Source organism: Streptomyces sp. NPDC048436, assembly GCF_043200355.1.
Classification (GTDB): domain Bacteria; phylum Actinomycetota; class Actinomycetes; order Streptomycetales; family Streptomycetaceae; genus Streptomyces.
On the sequence record NZ_JBICXP010000004.1, the window covers coordinates 525094 to 543741 of the forward strand.

Sequence of the window (18648 nt, forward strand, 5' to 3'; positions counted from 1 at the left end):
ACGCGCTAAGGGATGACTCATGGCACTCTCCCGTTCGGCACGTCTGGGGGCGCTGGCCACCGCCGTCGCCTCCTTCTGCTTGATAGCCGCCGCACCCGCACCGCACCCCGGTTCGCCCGGCGTCGGCGACACGTACTTCCCGCAGCTCGGCAACGGCGGTTTCGACGTAAGCCACTACGGCCTCGACGTGGCGTACAACCCCGACACCGACCGTCTCGACGGCCGCACCACCATCACCGCGAGAGCCACCCAGAACCTCTCCTCCTTCGACCTCGACCTCCAGAAGCTGGAGGTGACCCGAATCGATGTGAACGGCAGACGGGCCAAGTTCACGCGCGACGGTGACGAGATACGCATCAGCCCGCGCGACGCCCTGCACAAGAACAAGAAGTTCACCGTGACCGTCACCTACGGCGGTGTGCCCGAGCCGCTGAGCGGCCCCATCGTCTTCGGCTCCGACTACGGCTGGATGAAGACCACCGACGGCGTCTTCGTGGCCTGTGAGCCCAACGCCGCCTCGACGTGGTTCCCCTCCAGCGACCACCCGATGGACAAGGCCGCCTTCGACATCCGCATCAAGGCCCCCAAGGGCCTGACAGGCGTCTCCAACGGCCGTCTCGTCGACACCTATGACAAGGGCGGCCAGACCGTCGCCCACTGGCGCGAGACCAAGCCCATGGCGACTTATCTCGCGACCGCCACCATCGGCAAGTTCGACGTGAAGACCGGCAAGACCCCGGCCGGCACCCCGATCTACGTGGCCATCGACCCCGTACTGCAGAACAGCAACAACGTCGACGTGTACGGCGTCACGGCCGCGGTCACCGACTACTGGTCGGAGATCTTCGGGCCCTATCCCTTCGAGGAGACCGGCGCGATCGTCGACGACATGCCGCAGGCGGGCTTCTCGCTCGAGACCCAGACCAAGCCGGTCTACTCGGCGATCCGCAGCGAGTCGACCATCGCCCACGAACTGGCCCACCAGTGGTTCGGCGACTCCGTCTCGGTCGACAGGTGGAAGGACATCTGGCTCAACGAGGGCTTCGCGACGTACTCGCAGTGGCTGTGGACCGAGCACAAGGGCACTCAGTCCGCCCATGACGCCTTCCTCGCGGGCTACAACTCGCGGCCCGCGGACTCGGCCTTCTGGCAGACGGTCGTCGGCGACCCGCAGCGCGACACGATGTTCGCGTCCGCCGTCTACCAGCGCGGCGCGATGACGCTCCAGGTCCTGCGCGAGCGCATCGGCGACAAGGCGTTCTTCAAGCTGCTTCCGGCGTGGACCGCGCAGAACCGGTACGGGAACGCGGACACCGCCGACTTCATCAAGCTCGCCGAGAAGATCTCGGGCAAGCAGCTGGACAGCCTCTTCCAGACCTGGCTGTTCACGAAGGGGAAGCCCGCGCTGTAGGCGTGGTCGCGCCGGGCCCGTAGTGGCCCTCACCGGCCGACAGGTAAGAATGTCGCGTGATCCAGGATCTGTTCAGTCCCTCCGTCCAGCACGCGCTCGACATCGTCGGGATCTTCGTTTTCGCGATCTCCGGTGCGCTGCTCGCCGTACGCAAGAACTTCGACGTCTTCGGCATCGCCGTGCTCGCCGAGGTCACCGCGCTGGGCGGAGGACTCATCCGTGACGTGGTCATCGGGGCGGTGCCGCCGGCCGCCTTCACGGATCTCGGCTACTTCATCACCCCGCTCTTCGCCGCCCTGCTCGTGTTCTTCCTGCACCCCGAGGTGGAGCGCACCCAGCTCGCGGTGAACGTCTTCGACGCGGCGGGCCTCGGTCTCTTCTGCGTCACGGGCACGACCAAGGCGTACGACTACGGCCTCGGCCTGACCGCGTCGGCGGCCCTGGGGCTCGCCACAGCGGTGGGCGGCGGTGTGCTGCGTGACGTGATCGCCAACGAGGTGCCCTCGCTGGTGCGCTGGGACCGGGACCTGTACGCGGTGCCCGCGATCGTCGGCTCCGCGATGGTCGCGCTCTGCATCAAGTACGACATGGTGAACGGTTTCACCAGCACCCTCGCCGTGATCACGGCCTTCGTCCTGCGCCTGCTCGCGATGCACTACCACTGGCGGGCACCGCGGGCCTGGCACCGGCGGTCGACCGCGGTGGAGGTGGAGGACCCGGGCTCGGCAGGAAAAGCTACCGCTCAGTAATTTCTTGTTGTACGTTGCTGGCATGGCAGAGGCGACATCCATACCGGCAGCGGTGCGTGCGAGCATCGGCGACAGCGAGTTCGACCGCGACACCGCGGTCACCCGGCGGGAGCCCGGCGTCTACGACATCGAGCTCTCCGCGGGCTGGACGATCATCAACGCCGTCAACGGCGGTTATCTCCTCGCGGTCATCGGCCGCGCGCTCGCCGACGCCCTCCCGCACTGCGACCCCTTCACGATCTCCGCGCACTACCTGACGGCGTCGCATCCAGGCCCCGCCGTCATCCGCACGGACACGGTGCGCGGCGGCCGGACGCTCTCCACCGGGCAGGCCTCGCTCTTCCAGTACGACGAGGAGGGGCGCGAGGTCGAGCGGATCCGTGTGCTCGCCTCGTACGGTGATCTCGCGGGGCTCCCCGATGACGTGCGGACCTCGGCCAAGCCGCCGGAGCTGCCGCCGGTCGATCAGTGCTTCGGCCCGCAGGACGCGCCGGACCACCGCCCGGTGCCCGGCAGTTCGGCCATCAGTGACCGCCTCTTCCTGAAGCTGGACCCCTCCACCCTGGGGTGGGCCCTCGGTAAGCCCTCCGGCAAGGGGGAGATGCGGGCCTGGTTCGGCCTCGCGGACGGGCGCGACGCGGACCCGCTGTCGCTGCTGCTTGCGGTGGACGCGCTGCCGCCCACGGCCTTCGAGATCGGCCTCTCCGGCTGGGTCCCCACGGTGGAGCTGACGGTCCACGTACGGGCGAGGCCCGCAGCGGGCCCCCTGCGGGTCTCGATCACCACGCGAAACCTCGCGGGAGGCTTCCTGGAGGAGGACGCGGAGGTCTGGGACGCGGAGGACCGCCTGGTCGCCCAGTCCCGCCAACTGGCGAGGGTCCGCCTTTCCTGAACCGCCGCTTCGCGACGGATCTCTCCCGCCCACCCACCCGATTACCCCGCAGCGCAGAGGTAATGAGTGGGCCCACCAGCCAGGGGCCTGTCCGCCGGGTCGGCGACGGACAGGCCCCTCCTGGTGCCGCGCGGCTGGTCACCGTGCCGCCTAGGCCGTCACCATGACGCCCAGGTACGACACCCCCGCCACCACCACCCACGCGCTCAGCCCAAGTGCCGCCGTCCTCCCGCCCGTTCGGGTGAGCGTGGGCAGGTCCACCGCCGTGCCCAGGCCGAACAGCGCCGCTGCCAGGAGTAGTTCCTGGGCGTGGGCTGTCACGGCCAGGGCGGAATCCGGTACCCAGCCCGTGCTTCGTACCGCGACCATCCCCATGAACCCCGCCACGAACAGCGGCAGCACCGGCGGCCGCTTCCCCGTCGTCCCCGCCCCGCGCGCCGCGGACCTCGCCCGCAGGGACAGTGCCACCGCCGCCACCAGCGGAGCCAGTACCGCCACCCGCATCAGCTTCACCAGGACCGCGTCGCCCAGCGCCCCCGCCCCCGCGGTCTGCGCGGTCGCCACCACCTGGCCCACGTCGTGCACACTCGCCCCGGCCCACCGGCCGAACTCCACGTCGCTCAGGCCCAACGGCCCCTGGAGGAGCGGAAGTACGGCGATGGCCAGCGTGCCGCACAGCGTCACGAGGGCCACCGACACCGCCGCGTCCCGCTCCTCGCTCTCGCTCACCTCGCTCACCGCGCCGATCGCCGACGCCCCGCAGATCGCGTACCCCGTGGCGATCAGCAGTGGCTGGTCGCCGGGCAGGCCCATCCGGCGGCCGAGCCACCACGTACCGAAGAACGTCGCCGCGACCACCCCGAGCACCATCGCGACCGTCGCCCAGCCGAGGCCGAGCACGTCGTCCAGGCTCAGTTTCAGGCCGAGCAGGACGACGCCGAGCCGCATCAGCCGCTTCCCGGCCAGCGAAAGCCCCGCCTTGGCCCGCCCCCGTACGACGGCCCGCACGCCCGGCACATGCGCCGCCGCCAGGCCGAGGACCACCGCCGCCGTGAGCATCGGCACGGCCGGGACCAGTGCGTGCGTCACCCACGCCGCCATGACACCGAGGGCCGCGAGGGCGAGCCCCGGCAGTGGGCGGGGGCCGGGAGGAGGCGCCGTGGCGAGGCGCGGACGCTGGCCGAGGAGCGCCATCAGCGGGCGGCCGGGAGTTCGTACACCCGGCGCACGCTGGTGCCGAGGCGTGAGATGTCGGCGCCGTACACATGGAGCGAGATCGCCCGCTCCGTACCGGCGTTCCAGACCCGGTGGATGTCCCCGGGCGGCGCGAACCCGCACACCTCGCCCTGGCGGTTGACCAGGTCATCCGAAGCGACGAGCCGTGCCGGGGCGCCGCCCGCCGCCGGTATCAGCCGGTAGCGCCGCTCGTGCTCCGCGCCCTCGTGGACCCCGGTCACGCACCACGAGACGTGGTCGTGGACGGACGTGCGCTGGCCCGGCAGCCAGACAAGGCCGACCACCGAGAAGCTGCCGTCGTGCTCGGCGTGCAGCAGATGCTGCCGGTAGCGCGCGGGGTCGCCCTCGCACTGCTCGTCGGTGAGCAGATCGGCCGCGCCCAGGTGCGGCGCGAGCCGTTCGCCGACCAGATACGCGGTCAGGTCCGGCGGAAGGCCCCGGCCGACGACCTCGCGGACGCCGGCGACGAGGGTGTCGAGCCGGCCGGTGGTTCGGGCCGCGCGGTACGCGGTGGTGGAGGCACTCATAAAGGCAGCGTCCTGCCGCCCATCCATCACGTCCAACGACAGTTTCTAAGCCCTGCCCCAACTTCCGCTTATGGATGCGGGACAACAGGTGGGCCGGGGAGCGAACCGGGGCCTCAGCAGCCCACCCTGTTCGCCGCCACCGCCTTCAACTCCTCGAGCACCAGCGCCGTCGCGGGTATCCGCAGGTGCTCCCGGAGCGCGTACGCCGAGACCTGCCTGCGCGACGCCGGGTCGAGCGCCCGCCCCGTCACCTCCCGGTGGCGCAGGAAGTTGAGGACGAGCCCCGGCATCATCGCGATCCCGAGGCCCTCGGCGACCAGGCTCTGGATGACGAGGTTGTCGTCCGTGGTGAAGGCGATGTCCGGCGCGAAGCCCTGCTCGGCGCATTCGTGCAGGAAGTTGGCGCGGCAGCGCAGACAGCCCGCGATCCACCGCTCCCCGGCGAGATCGATGAGCTTGACGGACCGGCGCCGGGCCAGCGGATGGCGCGACGGCATGAGCACCGTCAACTGGTCTTCCATAAGCGGAATTTCGACCACCTCGTCCGGCACGTCCTCGTGCAGGCCGGGGTAGTGGAAGGCGAGCGTGATGTCGCAGCCGCCGTCCACAAGCCGCTGGAGCGACTCGGGCGGCTCGTTCTCCTGGAGCTCGACGCGCACGCCGGGATGGCTCGCCGCGAGCCGGGCCAGGGCCTCGGGGATGAGGGTGGCGTTGGCGCTGGGAAAGGCGCAGATGCGCACGCGCCCGGTGCGCAGACCCGTGATGGCGTTCATCTGCTGCTGGGCCGCGTCGATGTCACCGAGGATGATCCCCGCGTGCCGGGACAGCGCCTCGCCCGCCTCGGTCAGCCGCATGGTGCGGCCGACCCGGGTGAACAGGACCGTGCCGACGGACCGTTCGAGCGCCTTCATCTGCTGGGTGATCGCCGGTTGTGTATAGCCGAGCGAGCGGGCGGCGGCGGAGTAGGAACCGGTGCGGACCACTTCATGGAATGACCTGATGTGCCGGGAATCGAACACGCCTGAATCATAAACAGGACCGGGAGAGGGACGACAGGCCGCTTCCCCGCCTCCCCGCTCGGGGCGGCGGGCGTCATCCTTGGCTGCGTGAAATCCGACCGGCTCCTCTCGATCCTGCTGCTGCTCCAGACCCGCGCACAGGTACCGGCCCACGAACTCGCCGACCGGCTCGAAGTCTCCGTACGCACCATCTACCGCGACATCGAGGCCCTCTCCGCCTCCGGCATCCCGGTGTACGCCGAGCGCGGCAGGCACGGCGGCATCGCGCTCCTGCCCGGCTTCCGCACGGACGTCACGGGGCTCACCGCGGACGAGTCGCGGGCGCTGTTCATCCTGGCCGCGCAGGGCGCGCATGCCGCGCTGGGGCTCGACCAGGCGCTCGGCTCAGCGCTGCGCAAGGTCATGGCCGCCCTGCCCGCACCGCACCGCCCGGCCGCCGAGCTGGCCAGCCGCCGCATCCTGGTCGACTCGGCGCGCTGGATGCCCGGGGCCCCCGGGTCGATCCCGGTCCCCGTCGACCTCGACGTACTGCAGGACGCGGTGTTCAGCGACCGGAGGCTGCGGCTGCGCTACCGGCACAGCGGCGACGCGGAGCCGAAGACGTACACCGTCGACCCCTACGGCCTCGTATCGAAGGCGGGCGTCTGGTATCTGGTCGCGGACCGGCACGGCACCCCGCGGCTCTTCCGCGCCGACCGCGTGCAGCTGGCGACCCTCACGGACCTGCCCGTGCAGCGTCGGCCCGGGATCGAACTCGCCGACGTCTGGGGCGTCCTGAAGCGTCAGGTCGAGGACCGTCCGGTCGGCGTCGACGTGACGGCGCGGGTCGCGCGTGACCGTTTCGCGCAGTTCCTGCGTCTCAAGGGCCAATTTCTCAGCGCACGTCCCGAGGACGACGGAGAGAGCGAGTGGATCACTGTCCGGCTCGGGTTCAACGCTGTCGGAGACGCCCGCACACTGCTCCCGTTCGCCGACGCCGTCGAGGTGCTCTCGCCGTCCGATGTGCGCGCCGAGCTGGCGCGTGCAGCCGCCGCGGTCACCGTCCTGTACGCAGAAAGCGGCTCAGCTCGCCGGTGAGCTCGGCGGGCGCGTCTTCTTGTACGAGGTGTCCCGCGCCCTCGATCAGGCGCAGCTCGGCGCCGGGGATCAGCTTGGCGAGTTCGTGGCCGCGTTCCACCGGGATCCAGGTGTCGTCCGTGCCCCAGCAGATCAGCACGGGCGCCTCCAACTCCCCGTACAGGGGCTGGACTTCATCGGTGAATCGCTGGTCGTTCTGTTCGATCTGCCGGTAGAACGCGGGCCTTCCCTCCTCGCTGCACCAGGGTTCGACCAGGCGGTCGAGCACCGCCGGGTGCAGTCCGCGGTGGCTCGCCGAGCTGACGTACTCGCGCACCAGTGCCTCGTGCAGCGCGGGCGGCAGCTGGGTGAACACGTCGGCGTGCGCGCCGAGCAGGCGGTACGTGGGGGAGCCCCAGGGGGCGAGCGCCACCGGGTCGACCAGGGCGAGGCGGTCGTAGCGGGCGCCGTGCAGGAGGTTCGCGCGCAGGGCGACGCAGCCGCCGAAGTCGTGGGCGACGACAGCGGGCCGGTCGAGGCCCCAGTGGTCGATGAGCTCGGTCAGGACGCGGGCCTGCGCGGCCAGCGACACGTCCTGCCCGGCCCGCATCTCCGATGCGCCGTACCCGGGCAAGTCCCATACGTACACACGGTGTTCGCGGGAGAGCGCGCGGGCGACCCCCCGCCAGACGTACGAGGAGAAGGGCGTCCCGTGGACCAGGATGACGGGCGGTGCGTCCTCGGGGCCCAGGGCCGCCCAGCGGACGGCGCCGGTGGAGCCGGTGAAGGTCTGGTCGAGCGTCCAGTCGCGGTCGGTCGTCATGACCGTAAGGTTAGTAGCTCCTTACGGGGGAGTCGAGCGGTTGTCGTGGTGCCGCTCGCGGTGGCCTGTGGCGCCGCTACTGTCCGTCCAGCCAGTGATGCCGACCGAGCGACACCAGGCGCAGCTGCCTGCGCGCCCTTGCCGCCACCTGCGCCTCGGCCTCGGGGGTCGTCCCCAGGAGGGCGGACGCGGTCATCACCATGTGGGCGACGTACATCCCCGCCAGCATCAGGAGGTCGTCCTCGTCCCAGCCCGCCGACTCGGGCTCCTGGGCGAACTGCCCCTTCACCTCCTGCGCGAACAGGTCGAGTTGATCGCCTATCGCCGCCCGCACCGCCTGCACTCCGCCGTGCTGCTCGCGCGCGATGAAGCGGACGTGCGCGGGGTGCGTACGCACATAGGCGACGATCAACTCGACCGTGGCCGCGATGCGTTCCTCGCCGTCGCCGGTCGCCGCGAGGAGTGAGACGAGCGTGGTGTGCAGGCTGTCGAGCGCCTCCTCTACCAGGGCCACGCCCAGATCGCCCATGTCACGGAAGTGGCGGTAGAAGGCGGTGGGGGCCACGCCCACGGCACGGGTGACCTCGCGCAGGCCCAGGCTGCTCAGGCTCTGCTCCTCAAGCAGCTGGAGCGCCGCGTCGAGGAGTGCCTGCCGGGTTTTCTGCTTCTGGGCCTGCCGGATGCCGAGAGTGTGACTCATGCCATCCAGTTAACAACTGTTCTCCGGGATTGGAAAGCGAGAGAGGGAGTAGACTTCTAAGTCAGTGAACACTTGTAACCACAAGCGTTCACCGAACTTCCTTCCTGAGATGACCGTCTTACCGAGACTGAGAGGCATCCATGCTGTTCCTCGTCGCCGCCCTTCTTCTGCTCGGCGTCGTCCTGGGCGCCGTGGCCCACGCGCCGCTCTCCGTCAGCCTCGTCGCAGCCGCCGTCATCGGCACCTGGCTCGTGGTGTTCGCGATCCGCGAGCGGAACGCGCGCCACCACTCCTGAGCGCGTCACCACTGATCCGCTGATCCGTACGACACCTGCAAGGAGTCGCACCATGACCCTCACTCTCACCAAGACCCGCAGCGCTTCCGGCCACGACACCGAGGCCCCCGAAGTCCCCGAGGCCACTCGGACACCTCAGGCCGCTGAAGCCACCGAGGCCGCCGCCCCGGTGCCCACCGGTCGGCGCGACACCGACGGCATGGCCGTGGCCGCGTTCGTCCTCGGCCTGCTCGGACTGCTCGTCCTGAACCTCTTCCTCGGCCCGATCGCGATCGTCCTCGCGAGCATCGCGCTCATGCGCGGGACCAGCCGAAAGGGCCGTGCGGTCCTCGGGCTCGGGCTCGGTGTGGCCGACCTCGTCGTCCTCGCCGTACTCATGTCGATGGACAACACCGTGTCGTGGGGTCTCGCGGGCTGACACCGCTTGGACGCGGGGCCGTGCGGGGCTCGTAGAATCGTGCCCACCATGGCCTACCTCGACCACGCAGCGACCACTCCGATGCTCCCGGAGGCGATCGCGGCGATGACCGCCCAGCTCTCCGTCACCGGCAACGCCTCCTCACTGCACGCCGCGGGGCGCCGGGCGCGACGCACCGTCGAGGAGGCCCGCGAGGCGCTCGCCGAGTCACTCGGCGCGCGCCCCAGCGAGACCGTCTTCACCGCGGGCGGCACCGAGGCGGACAACCTCGCCGTCAAGGGCCTGTACTGGGCGCGGCGTGACGCCGACCCGGCGCGGACCCGGGTGCTCGCGAGCCCCGTCGAGCACCACGCCGTCCTGGACGCCGTGCACTGGCTCGGCGAACACGAGGGCGCCACCGTCGAGTACCTCCCCGTCGACTCCTACGGCCGCGTGCACCCCCAAGCGCTGCGCGAGGCGATCGAGCGCGACCCCGACGACGTCGCCCTCGCCACCGTCATGTGGGCCAACAACGAGATCGGCACCCTCCAGCCGATCACCGAACTGGCCGAGGTGGCGCGGGAGTTCGATGTCCCGCTGCACGCCGACGCGGTGCAGGCCTTCGGCCAGGTGCCCGTCGACTTCGGCGCGTCCGGGCTCGCCGCGATGACCGTCTCCGGACACAAGATCGGTGGTCCGTACGGCATCGGGGCGCTGCTGCTCGGGCGCGAGTACAGCCCCGTGCCCGTCCTGCACGGCGGCGGGCAGGAGCGTCATGTGCGCTCCGGGACGCTCGACGTGCCCGCGATCGCCGCGTTCGCCGTGGCGGGGCTCCATGCCGCCGGGCAGCGCGAGTGGTTCGCCCGCGAGATCGGGGCGCTGCGGGACGATCTGGTCGCCGCCGTGCGCGCCGCGGTGCCCGGCGCGATCCTGGGCGGGGATCCGGACGGCCGGCTGCCCGCCAACGCGCACTTCACCTTCCCCGGCTGTGAGGGGGACTCCCTCCTGCTGCTGCTCGACGCCCAGGGCATCGAGTGCTCCACCGGCTCGGCGTGCACGGCGGGCGTGGCCCAGCCGAGCCACGTCCTGCTCGCCACCGGAACCGACCCGGACCTGGCCCGCGGCACGCTCCGCTTCTCCCTCGGCCATACGTCGACCAAGGCGGATGTGGAAGCGGTGGCCCAGGCGATCGGCCCGGCGGTGGAACGGGCGCGGACGGCGGGGCTGAGCTGAGGGCGGCCTCGCGCGAGCCGGGTCCGGGTCCGGTACCGGGTCCGGGTTCGGGTTCGGGTTCGGCAGTGGGTCAGGTCACTTCCGGTTCGCGTTCATGCCGGTTTGCGGTGCTTACGGGTGGCCTGGCGACGGATGAGGCTACGAGGCCCACAGGCCACCGATCTATGCTTGCCGCTCGCGAGTCCGCTCCGCGCGTTCGGGGCCGCACGACAACCCCCTGATGGAGTTCACATTGAAGGCGAACCTCCGCTCTCGCATCGCCGCGCGGCTCGGGCGCGTATATCTCTCCCGGATGCAGAAGAACGGGATCAGCGCCTCCGCGATATCGCGGCTCCCCGAGCCCCTGCTCGCGCCGATGCGCCGCGACGGCCTCGACCCGGTGGCGCGGCTCACCGAGAACCAGGCGGAGCAGCCGATCTCCAAGGTGCCGCTGCCGTTCGGCATGGACGCCTGGGTGGTCACCGGATACGACGAGGTCAAGGCCGTCCTCGGTGCCACCGACGGCTTCAGCAACGACTTCACGAACCTCACGGGCAACGCCGGTGTGGTCGACGACCACCACCCCGGCGGCCTCGGCTTCAGCGACCCCCCGGTCCACACGCATCTGCGCCGCATCCTCACCCCCGAGTTCACGATGCGCAGGCTGCGCCGCCTCACGCCCCGGATCGAGGCCATCGTCGAGGAACGGCTCGACGCGATGGAGGCCGCCGAAGGCCCCGTCGACCTCGTCCAGGCCTTCGCGCTGCCGATCCCCTCGCTGACCATCTGCGAGCTGCTCGGCGTGCCGTACGAGGACCGCCATGACTTCCAGCAGTTGGCCATGGAGCGCTTCGACCTCTTCGGCGGGGCGACCGCTCCCTTCGGTGCCATATCCGCCTCGCTCTCCTATTTCAGGGACGTCGTCAAGAAGCAGCGCGAGAACCCGGGTGACGGACTGCTCGGCATGATCGTGAAGGAGCACGGCGACACGGTCGACGACGAGGAGCTCGCCGGTCTCGCCGACGGCGTCCTCACTGGCGGCTTCGAGACCACCGCGAGCATGCTGGCCCTCGGCTCCCTGCTGCTCCTGCAAGGCCCGGAGACCGCCGCGCGGCTGCGCGAGGACGACGCGGCCGCCGCCCCCTTCGTCGAGGAGGCGCTGCGCTACCTCACCGTCGTGCAGGTGGCCTTCCCGCGGTTCGCCCGCGAGGACATCGAGATAGCCGGGGTGCGCATACCCAAGGGCGACCTGGTCCTGTGCTCCCTGAGCGGCGGCAACCGCGACGCCAAGTACACCCCCGACGGCGGCGGCTTCGACCCCCACCGCAAGGCATCGGGACACCTCGCGTTCGGCTACGGCATCCACCGCTGCATCGGCGCCGAACTGGCCCGCATGGAACTGCGCGCCGCCTACCCGGCCCTCGTCAAGCGCTTCCCGCGGATGCGGCTCGCGGTCGACCCCGATGAGCTCGCCTTCCGCAAGCTGTCGATCGTGTACGGGGTGGAGTCGCTGCCGGTGCACCTTCGGTAGAGCGGTCACCCGAGGGCTGTGCGGGCCTTCCGTACGAGCCGTATGTACCGGTCCCAGTCCCAGTGCGGCCCGGGGTCCGTGTGGTCCGTGCCCGGCACCTCCACGTGCCCGATGATGTGCTCGCGGTCCACCGGCATGTCGTACCGCTTGCAGATTCCGGCGGTGAGCCGCGCCGACGCCTCGTACATGGCGTCGGTGAACGAGGACTTCTTGTCGACGAAGCCCTCGTGCTCGATGCCGATGCTCCGTTCGTTGTAGCTCTTGTTCCCCGCGTGGAACGCCACGTCCAGTTCGCGGATCATCTGGGCGATGTGTCCGTCCTTGCGCACCACGTAATGGGCCGCCGCGCCGTGCGCCGGGTCCTTGAACACCCGCAGCGCCGTCGCGTACCCGCCCTGGACGACATGGATGATGACGCGGTCTATCTCGTAGTCATCGGGCCGGTCCGCGCGCCGCCAGTTGTAGTCGGACGCGGCTGTCCACTGCGCGCCCCGGGCGTCGACCGCGCCCTCCTTGCGCTTCTTGACGACGCCGGGAATCCGCCACCACAGGCGGCTCAGCTCGTCCGAGGCGAGCACCGCCGTGCCGACGGCCGCCGCGGCGCCGCCGATCAGAAGCGTCCGCCGGTTGACGCCCCGGCGCCCCCGCTCCTGCTCCGCCGTCGAGTCCAGTTCTTCCCCCATGTGATCGTCAACGCTTACTCACGGGCGGCTGGTTCCCGCGGGCCCGTACCCTGTTAGAGCTATGACTGAGAACCGGACCCCGCAGCGCCCCCGCCCCCTTCGCGTACTCGCCGCCATGTCGGGCGGCGTGGACTCCGCCGTCGCCGCCGCGCGTGCCGCCGAAGCAGGGCACGACGTGACCGGAGTGCACCTGGCACTTTCGGCGAACCCGCAGTCGTTCCGCACGGGCGCGCGAGGCTGCTGCACCATCGAGGACTCACGCGACGCCCGCCGCGCCGCGGACGTCATCGGCATCCCGTTCTACGTCTGGGACCTGGCCGAGCGGTTCCGCGAGGACGTGGTCGATGACTTCATCGCCGAGTACGAGGCGGGGCGCACCCCCAACCCGTGCCTGCGCTGCAACGAGAAGATCAAGTTCGCCGCGCTCCTGGACAAGGCACTCGCGCTCGGCTTCGACGCGGTGGTGACCGGCCACTACGCCAAGGTGATCGTCCACGAGGACGGCTCCCGCGAGCTGCACCGCGCATCGGACATGGCCAAGGACCAGAGCTACGTCCTCGGGGTCCTGGACGACCGCCAGCTCGCCCACGCGATGTTCCCCCTCGGTGACACGCTCACCACCAAGGAGGAGATCCGCGCGGAGGCCGAGCAGCGCGGCCTCGCCGTGGCCAAGAAGCCCGACAGCCACGACATCTGCTTCATCGCAGACGGCGACACGCAAGGCTTCCTCGCCTCCCGCCTGGGCAAGGCGGAGGGCGACATCGTCGACGCCGAGGGCAACAAGCTGGGCACCCACGAGGGCGCCTTCGGCTACACCATCGGCCAGCGCAAGGGCCTGCGGATCGGCACCCCGGCCCCCGACGGCAAGCCGCGCTACGTCCTGGACATCTCCCCGGTGAACAACACCGTGACGGTCGGCCCGGTGGACGCCCTGGACGTCACGGCCCTGACGGCCATCAAGCCCCGCTGGTGCGGCACGGCCCCCGCGGGCCCCGGCACGTACACGGCGCAGCTGCGGGCGCACGGCGACGAGACGCCGGTGCGCGCGGAGCTGGTCGACGGCTCGGAGCTGCGGGTCACCTTCGACGAGCCCGTCCGCGGCGTGGCCCCCGGCCAGGCGGTCGTGCTCTACGACGGCACACGCGTGGTGGGCTCGGCGACGATCGCGACCACGGAGAGGGCGACGGCGGCGGCCTAGGCCCGCCCGCCGTCTCCGCTCCGCTGCCGCTACTCCACTGCTTCTACTTCGTAGAAGCAGAAGTGGTCCTTGATCTGCGCCACCGCGTCCTTCGGCTCGGGGTATCCCCACACCGTGTCCTCGGCGTCCGGCAGCGACCAGTACGAGGCCGTTCCCTTGAACGGGCAGTACGACGTCGTGCCGGAGGGGGTCAGGAGGTCGGTGCGCACGTCCTCCGGGGGGAGGTAGTAGCGCACCGGGTAGCCCGTCTCGCGCAGCAGCAGCGGGCGGCTGCTCTCCGCGACGACCTGGCCGTCCCGGACCACGCGTACGTGGTCGGTGCCCTGTTCGACGGTGATCTTGTGTCCTGCGGTCATGGTCACGCCCTTCTGGGTGGGTCGTCCCATTGTCGGAGGCGGACCGTACCGTGGGCGCATGAACATCTGTGTCTTCCTCTCCGCCGCCGACCTCCCCGAGCGCTACACCCGCCCCGCCCGCGAGTTCGCCGAACTGCTCGGCAAGGGCGGCCACACGCTGGTGTGGGGCGGTTCGGAGAGCGGCCTGATGAAGGTCGTGGCCGATGGTGTGCACGAGGCCGGCGGGGGGCTCGTCGGCGTTTCGGTGGACTTCCTCGCCGCCAAGGCCAGGGTCGTCTCGCCGCCCGACGAGATGGTGATCGCGGGCGACCTCGCCGAGCGCAAGGCGCTGCTCCTGGAGAAGTCCGACGCGATCGTGATCATGGTCGGCGGGACCGGCACGCTGGACGAGGCCACGGAGATCCTCGAACTGAAGAAGCACGGCAAGCACACCAAGCCGGTGGTCCTGCTCAACTCGGCGGGGTTCTACGACGGCTTGAAGGAGCAGTTCCGCCGCATGGAGGACGAGGGCTTCCTGCCGCTCCCGCTGACCGATCTCGTCTTCTTCGCCGAAGAGGCAGTCGGCGCCCTCGCGTACCTCGAAGAGTCGATGGGCACGCGCTGACCTGCGCCTGCCGGAGTGCGACGATGGACGCATGGCAACACATGTGATCACTGGGGCCGGCTCCGGCATCGGCGCGGCCGTCGCCCGCCGCCTCCACGCACGAGGCGACGCACTCGTCCTGCACGCACGGGACGCGGGCCGGGCCAAGGAACTCGCGGCGCAGTTCCCCGGCTCGGACACGCTCGTAGGTGACCTCTCGGACCCGGACAAGCTCTCCTGGGCGTTCGGCCACCAGACGCTGCCCGACCGCGTCGACTCCCTGCTGCACATCGCGGGCGTCGTCGACCTGGGCCGGGTCGGCGACCTCACCCCCAAGTCATGGCGTCACCAGCTCAACGTCAACCTCATCGCCCCCGCCGAGCTGACCCGCCACTTCCTGCCCCAACTCCGCGTCGCCCAGGGGCACGTGGTCTTCGTCAACTCCGGCGCGGGCCTGAGCGCCCACGCCGACTGGTCCGCCTACGCCGCCTCCAAGCACGGCCTCAAGGCCCTGGCCGACGCCCTGCGGGCCGAGGAGCACGCGAACGGCGTCCGTGTCACCTCGGTCTATCCGGGGCGCACGGCGAGCGCCATGCAGGCCAAGGTGCACCAGCAGGAGGGCAAGACGTACGACCCCTCCCGCTTCATCGATCCGGAGTCGGTCGCCACGACGATCGTGATGGCCCTCGACCTGCCGCGTGACGCGGAGGTCAACGACCTGACGGTGCGGCCCGGACGGTGAGCGCGTTCAGTTTCGGCCCCGCCACCGGCATCGGGTCCATGCCCGGCGGCGACGCCCGCGAGGCCGCGAAGACCGTCACCGGCAGCTTCGACGACTTCCCGTACCTGGCCGAGCTGCCCGCGCGCGGTCCCGGCGCCGACATGATCGGGCGGACCGCGGGAATGCTCGCCGAGCTCTACGCGCGCGTGGAGCCCAGCGGCTGGCGCATCGGCGACCGGCCAGGACGGGACACGCGCCGCGCGAAGGCCTGGCTCGGCGAAGACCTCGACGCCCTGGAGGAGTTCACCCAGGGGTACGAAGGGCCGGTCAAGGTGCAGGCCGTCGGGCCGTGGACCCTGGCCGCCGCCCTGGAGCTGAAGAACGGCGAGGCCGCGCTCTCCGACCCCGGCGCCTGCCGTGACCTGGCCGGTTCGCTCGCCGAGGGTCTGCGCACCCACCTCGCGGACCTGCGCCGCCGGATCCCCGGCGCGCGGATCGTGCTCCAGCTCGACGAGCCCTCGCTCGTCGGCGTCCTGCGCGGGCACATCAAGACCGCGAGCGAGTACCGCACCCACCGCGCCGTGGACCGCCAGCTCGTGGAGAGCACCCTGCGGGAGGTCCGGGGCGTCCACGACGGCCCCGTGGTGGTCCACTCCTGCGCGCCGGACGTGCCCTTCGCGCTGCTGCGCCGCGCCGGGGCGGACGCCGTCTCGTTCGACTTCTCGCTGCTCACCGAGCGTGACGACGACGTGATCGGTGAGGCCGTCGAGTCGGGCACCAAGCTCTTCGCCGGTGTCGCGGCCGGCGTGGACGGCCCATTGTCAGACCCTGCCGGTAGCGTCATGGGTGTCAGGACGTTGTGGCGCAGGCTGGGGCTGAATCCGGGGTCTCTCGCGGAGTCGGTCGTGGTCACTCCGTCGTGCGGACTCGCGGGGGCTTCCCCGGCGTACGCCCGCGCGGTGCTCGCCCACTGCGCCCGGGCGGCGAGATCACTCGCGGACAACCCTGAGTAATTGGGTATGACGTAACGGGAGGATGTAACGGTGGCTGTCGAACAGCAAGGCTCTGTGCCCGCCGAGGCACGGGATCAGCACGCCCAGCTGGCCGAACAGATCGAGGAGCACCGCTTCCGGTACTACGTGAACGACCAACCGGTCGTCAGCGACGCCGAGTTCGACAAGCTCCTTCGCTCGCTCGAAGCCCTGGAGGAGGAGTACAGCGAGCTGCGTACGCCCGACTCGCCGACCCAGAAGGTCTCCGGGGCGTACGAGACCGAGTTCACCTCGGTCGAGCACCGCGAGCGCATGCTGTCGCTCGACAACGCCTTCGACGACGCGGAGCTCGCCGCCTGGGCCGAGCGCGTCGCCAAGGAAGTCGGCACCGGCGACCATCACTTCCTGTGCGAGCTGAAGGTCGACGGCCTCGCCGTGAACCTCACGTACGAGGACGGCAAGCTCACCCGCGCGGCCACCCGCGGCGACGGCCGCGCCGGTGAGGACATCACACCGAACGTCCGCACGATCGCGGACATCCCGGACCGCCTCAAGGGCGACAACATCCCCGCCCTCGTCGAGATCCGCGGCGAGGTCTTCTTCCCCATGGAGAAGTTCGAGGAGCTCAACGCCCGCCTGGTGGAGGCCGGCGACAAGCCCTTCGCCAACCCGCGCAACGCGGCGGCCGGTTCACTGCGCCAGAAGGATCCGCGCGTCACCGCGACCCGCCCGCTGCACATGGTGGTGCACGGCATCGGCGCCCGCGAGGGCTTCGACATCGACTGCCTCAGCCACGCCTATGAACTCCTCAAGACCTGGGGCCTGCCCACCGCCCTGCACAACAAGGTGGTCCAAGGGCTCGACGGCGTACGGGAGTTCATCACGTACTTCGGGGAGAACCGCCACTCCGTGGAGCACGAGATCGACGGCGTCGTCGTGAAGCTGGACGAGATCCCGCTCCAGGGCCGCCTCGGTTCGACCTCGCGCGCCCCGCGCTGGGCGATCGCCTGGAAGTACGCGCCCGAGGAGGTCAACACCAAGCTGGTCAACATCCGCGTGGGCGTCGGCCGCACCGGCCGCGTCACTCCGTACGCCCAGGTGGAGCCCGTCACCGTCGCCGGATCCGAGGTCGAGTTCGCGACCCTGCACAACCAGGACGTGGTGAAGAAGAAGGGCGTCTTCATCGGGGACACGGTCGTCCTGCGCAAGGCCGGCGACGTCATCCCGGAGATCCTCGGCCCCGTCGTCGACCTGCGCGACGGCACCGAGCGGGAGTTCGAGATGCCCGCCGAGTGCCCCGAATGCGGGACGGCGCTGCGGCCGATGAAGGAGGGCGACATCGACCTCCGCTGCCCCAACGCCCAGTCGTGCCCCGCCCAGTTGCGCGAGCGCCTGTTCTACCTCGCGGGCCGCAAGAGCCTGGACATCGAGAACTTCGGATACGTGGCGGCTGCCGCGCTCACCAAGCCGCTTGAGCCGTCAGAGCCGCCGATCCTGGACGAAGGCGACATCTTCGACCTCACCATCGAGCGCCTCCTTCCCATCAAGGCGTACGTACTGGATCAGGACAGCGGCCTGCCCAAGCGCGACCCCAAGACGGGCGAGGAGAAGGTCGCCACGGTCTTCGCCAACCAGCAGGGCGAGGCCAGGAAGAACGCCGTGTCCATGCTGGAGAACATCGCGGCGGCCAAGGAGCGCCCGCTCGCGCGGGTCATCACCGGCCTGTCCATCCGCCATGTCGGCCCCGTCGCCGCGGTGGCGCTCGCCCGTGAGTTCCGGTCCATCGACCGGATCGAGCAGGCCACGGAGGAGGAGCTTGCCGCCGTCGAGGGAGTGGGCCCGACCATCGCCGCCTCCCTCAAGCAGTGGTTCGAGGAGGAGTGGCACCGGGAGATCCTGCGCAAGTGGCGGGCGGCCGGGGTCCGTATGGAGGAAGAAGGAGGGGGCCAGGACGAAGGGCCGCGGCCGCTCGAAGGCCTCACCGTCGTCGTGACCGGAACGCTCGAACACCACACGCGGGATGGCGCAAAAGAGGCGCTCCAGAGCCAGGGTGCGAAGGTGACCGGTTCCGTTTCCAAGAAGACGGCATTCGTGGTCGTGGGCGACAACCCCGGCTCCAAGTACGACAAGGCGATGCAGCTGAAGGTTCCGGTTCTGAACGAGGAAGGCTTCGCCGTCCTGCTGGAACAGGGGCCTGACGCGGCGAAGGAAGTCGCGCTTCCGACCGAGGAGTAGCGGTTGAAGGCCACCCGTTCAGCGCATACCA

The 18648-nt window shown here is 70.5% G+C and carries 20 protein-coding genes; 13 read left to right on the plus strand and 7 right to left on the minus strand.

Translation table 11 applies throughout. The features are described from left to right. Positions 1-19: 19 nt before the first annotated feature. Genes ACGFX9_RS17225 through ACGFX9_RS17235 form a run of 3 tightly spaced genes read left to right on the plus strand, consistent with a single transcriptional unit; the run spans position 20 to position 3052 of the window. Entirely contained in the window at positions 20-1411 is a 1392-nt protein-coding gene (locus tag ACGFX9_RS17225) for a M1 family metallopeptidase (RefSeq protein ID WP_393471811.1), read from the plus strand. Positions 1412-1467: 56 nt separating this feature from the next. Then, positions 1468-2160: a trimeric intracellular cation channel family protein gene (locus ACGFX9_RS17230; RefSeq protein WP_393471814.1), complete on the plus strand. Its 693-nt coding sequence runs from the start codon at positions 1468-1470 to the stop codon at positions 2158-2160. Positions 2161-2182: 22 nt separating this feature from the next. Beyond that, positions 2183-3052 (plus strand): thioesterase family protein, encoded by an 870-nt coding sequence (locus tag ACGFX9_RS17235; RefSeq protein WP_393471817.1) that lies wholly within the window; start codon positions 2183-2185, stop codon positions 3050-3052. Between the two features lie 150 nt (positions 3053-3202). Here the strand turns inward: ACGFX9_RS17235 and ACGFX9_RS17240 are convergent, their stop codons facing one another. The 3 genes from ACGFX9_RS17240 to ACGFX9_RS17250 form a co-directional block, all read right to left on the minus strand. Then, complete coding sequence (locus ACGFX9_RS17240; protein ID WP_393471820.1) at positions 3203-4246, minus strand: YeiH family protein; 1044 nt, start codon at positions 4244-4246, stop codon at positions 3203-3205. Then, a complete protein-coding gene (locus tag ACGFX9_RS17245) occupies positions 4246-4815 on the minus strand; it encodes a cysteine dioxygenase (protein ID WP_393471822.1) in 570 nt (189 codons plus the stop codon). The genes ACGFX9_RS17240 and ACGFX9_RS17245 overlap by 1 nt, the downstream gene beginning before the upstream one ends. A 113-nt stretch (positions 4816-4928) precedes the next feature. Then, a complete protein-coding gene (locus ACGFX9_RS17250) occupies positions 4929-5834 on the minus strand; it encodes a LysR substrate-binding domain-containing protein (protein ID WP_393471824.1) in 906 nt (301 codons plus the stop codon). A gap of 87 nt (positions 5835-5921) precedes the next feature. Here ACGFX9_RS17250 and ACGFX9_RS17255 point away from each other — a divergent pair, with 87 nt between their 5' ends. Next, on the plus strand, positions 5922-6911 hold the full coding sequence (locus tag ACGFX9_RS17255) for a helix-turn-helix transcriptional regulator (RefSeq protein WP_393471827.1): 990 nt from the start codon (positions 5922-5924) through the stop codon (positions 6909-6911). Here the strand turns inward: ACGFX9_RS17255 and ACGFX9_RS17260 are convergent. Both ACGFX9_RS17260 and ACGFX9_RS17265 read right to left on the minus strand, forming a co-directional pair. After that, positions 6871-7713: an alpha/beta fold hydrolase gene (locus ACGFX9_RS17260; RefSeq protein ID WP_393471830.1), complete on the minus strand. Its 843-nt coding sequence runs from the start codon at positions 7711-7713 to the stop codon at positions 6871-6873. The genes ACGFX9_RS17255 and ACGFX9_RS17260 overlap by 41 nt on opposite strands. 76 nt (positions 7714-7789) lie before the next feature. Next, a complete protein-coding gene (locus ACGFX9_RS17265) occupies positions 7790-8413 on the minus strand; it encodes a TetR family transcriptional regulator (protein ID WP_393471833.1) in 624 nt (207 codons plus the stop codon). Between the two features lie 140 nt (positions 8414-8553). On the opposite strand from ACGFX9_RS17265, the gene ACGFX9_RS17270 reads away from it, so the two are divergent. The 4 genes from ACGFX9_RS17270 (at position 8554) to ACGFX9_RS17285 (ending at position 11849) form a co-directional block, all read left to right on the plus strand. Then, on the plus strand, positions 8554-8709 hold the full coding sequence (locus ACGFX9_RS17270; RefSeq protein WP_393471836.1) for a hypothetical protein: 156 nt from the start codon (positions 8554-8556) through the stop codon (positions 8707-8709). A gap of 199 nt (positions 8710-8908) precedes the next feature. Then, complete coding sequence (locus tag ACGFX9_RS17275; RefSeq protein ID WP_393472502.1) at positions 8909-9127, plus strand: DUF4190 domain-containing protein; 219 nt, start codon at positions 8909-8911, stop codon at positions 9125-9127. Between the two features lie 48 nt (positions 9128-9175). Then, on the plus strand, positions 9176-10339 hold the full coding sequence (locus ACGFX9_RS17280; protein ID WP_393471840.1) for a cysteine desulfurase family protein: 1164 nt from the start codon (positions 9176-9178) through the stop codon (positions 10337-10339). 220 nt (positions 10340-10559) lie between these two features. Next, positions 10560-11849: a cytochrome P450 gene (locus ACGFX9_RS17285; RefSeq protein ID WP_393471843.1), complete on the plus strand. Its 1290-nt coding sequence runs from the start codon at positions 10560-10562 to the stop codon at positions 11847-11849. 5 nt (positions 11850-11854) lie between these two features. Here ACGFX9_RS17285 and ACGFX9_RS17290 read toward each other — a convergent pair whose 3' ends face one another. Beyond that, positions 11855-12532 carry an N-acetylmuramoyl-L-alanine amidase gene (locus tag ACGFX9_RS17290; RefSeq protein WP_393471846.1) on the minus strand — a complete coding sequence of 226 codons (678 nt, stop codon included), beginning with the start codon at positions 12530-12532 and terminating at the stop codon, positions 11855-11857. A gap of 61 nt (positions 12533-12593) precedes the next feature. On the opposite strand from ACGFX9_RS17290, the gene mnmA reads away from it, so the two are divergent. Beyond that, a complete protein-coding gene (mnmA, locus tag ACGFX9_RS17295) occupies positions 12594-13730 on the plus strand; it encodes a tRNA 2-thiouridine(34) synthase MnmA (RefSeq protein WP_393471848.1) in 1137 nt (378 codons plus the stop codon). Positions 13731-13759: 29 nt separating this feature from the next. Here mnmA and ACGFX9_RS17300 read toward each other — a convergent pair whose 3' ends face one another. Further along, positions 13760-14086 carry a DUF427 domain-containing protein gene (locus ACGFX9_RS17300; RefSeq protein WP_393471851.1) on the minus strand — a complete coding sequence of 109 codons (327 nt, stop codon included), beginning with the start codon at positions 14084-14086 and terminating at the stop codon, positions 13760-13762. Positions 14087-14144: 58 nt separating this feature from the next. Between ACGFX9_RS17300 and ACGFX9_RS17305 the strand changes: the two genes are divergently transcribed. Genes ACGFX9_RS17305 through ligA form a run of 4 tightly spaced genes read left to right on the plus strand, consistent with a single transcriptional unit; the run spans position 14145 to position 18617 of the window. Continuing rightward, positions 14145-14690 (plus strand): TIGR00730 family Rossman fold protein, encoded by a 546-nt coding sequence (locus ACGFX9_RS17305; protein WP_393471854.1) that lies wholly within the window; start codon positions 14145-14147, stop codon positions 14688-14690. Between the two features lie 31 nt (positions 14691-14721). Next, positions 14722-15411: an SDR family oxidoreductase gene (locus ACGFX9_RS17310; RefSeq protein ID WP_393471857.1), complete on the plus strand. Its 690-nt coding sequence runs from the start codon at positions 14722-14724 to the stop codon at positions 15409-15411. Further along, positions 15408-16403: a methionine synthase gene (locus ACGFX9_RS17315; protein ID WP_393471860.1), complete on the plus strand. Its 996-nt coding sequence runs from the start codon at positions 15408-15410 to the stop codon at positions 16401-16403. Before ACGFX9_RS17310 ends, ACGFX9_RS17315 begins: the two co-directional genes overlap by 4 nt. Before the next feature lie 30 nt (positions 16404-16433). Beyond that, positions 16434-18617, plus strand: a complete 2184-nt coding sequence (gene ligA / locus ACGFX9_RS17320; protein WP_393471864.1) for an NAD-dependent DNA ligase LigA — start codon at positions 16434-16436, stop codon at positions 18615-18617. Positions 18618-18648: the final 31 nt, after the last annotated feature.

Coding starts and splice junctions, on each gene's coding strand:
- ACGFX9_RS17285 (WP_393471843.1), top strand. CDS start 10,560: ATGGAGTTCACATTGAAGGCGAACCTCCGCTCTCGCATCGCCGCGCGG.
- ACGFX9_RS17270 (WP_393471836.1), top strand. CDS start 8,554: ATGCTGTTCCTCGTCGCCGCCCTTCTTCTGCTCGGCGTCGTCCTGGGC.
- ACGFX9_RS17245 (WP_393471822.1), bottom strand. CDS start 4,815: ATGAGTGCCTCCACCACCGCGTACCGCGCGGCCCGAACCACCGGCCGG.
- ACGFX9_RS17310 (WP_393471857.1), top strand. CDS start 14,722: ATGGCAACACATGTGATCACTGGGGCCGGCTCCGGCATCGGCGCGGCC.
- ACGFX9_RS17240 (WP_393471820.1), bottom strand. CDS start 4,246: ATGGCGCTCCTCGGCCAGCGTCCGCGCCTCGCCACGGCGCCTCCTCCC.
- ACGFX9_RS17280 (WP_393471840.1), top strand. CDS start 9,176: ATGGCCTACCTCGACCACGCAGCGACCACTCCGATGCTCCCGGAGGCG.
- ACGFX9_RS17235 (WP_393471817.1), top strand. CDS start 2,183: ATGGCAGAGGCGACATCCATACCGGCAGCGGTGCGTGCGAGCATCGGC.
- ACGFX9_RS17225 (WP_393471811.1), top strand. CDS start 20: ATGGCACTCTCCCGTTCGGCACGTCTGGGGGCGCTGGCCACCGCCGTC.
- ACGFX9_RS17265 (WP_393471833.1), bottom strand. CDS start 8,413: ATGAGTCACACTCTCGGCATCCGGCAGGCCCAGAAGCAGAAAACCCGG.
- mnmA (WP_393471848.1), top strand. CDS start 12,594: ATGACTGAGAACCGGACCCCGCAGCGCCCCCGCCCCCTTCGCGTACTC.
- ACGFX9_RS17275 (WP_393472502.1), top strand. CDS start 8,909: ATGGCCGTGGCCGCGTTCGTCCTCGGCCTGCTCGGACTGCTCGTCCTG.
- ACGFX9_RS17305 (WP_393471854.1), top strand. CDS start 14,145: ATGAACATCTGTGTCTTCCTCTCCGCCGCCGACCTCCCCGAGCGCTAC.
- ACGFX9_RS17300 (WP_393471851.1), bottom strand. CDS start 14,086: ATGACCGCAGGACACAAGATCACCGTCGAACAGGGCACCGACCACGTA.
- ACGFX9_RS17290 (WP_393471846.1), bottom strand. CDS start 12,532: ATGGGGGAAGAACTGGACTCGACGGCGGAGCAGGAGCGGGGGCGCCGG.
- ACGFX9_RS17260 (WP_393471830.1), bottom strand. CDS start 7,713: ATGACGACCGACCGCGACTGGACGCTCGACCAGACCTTCACCGGCTCC.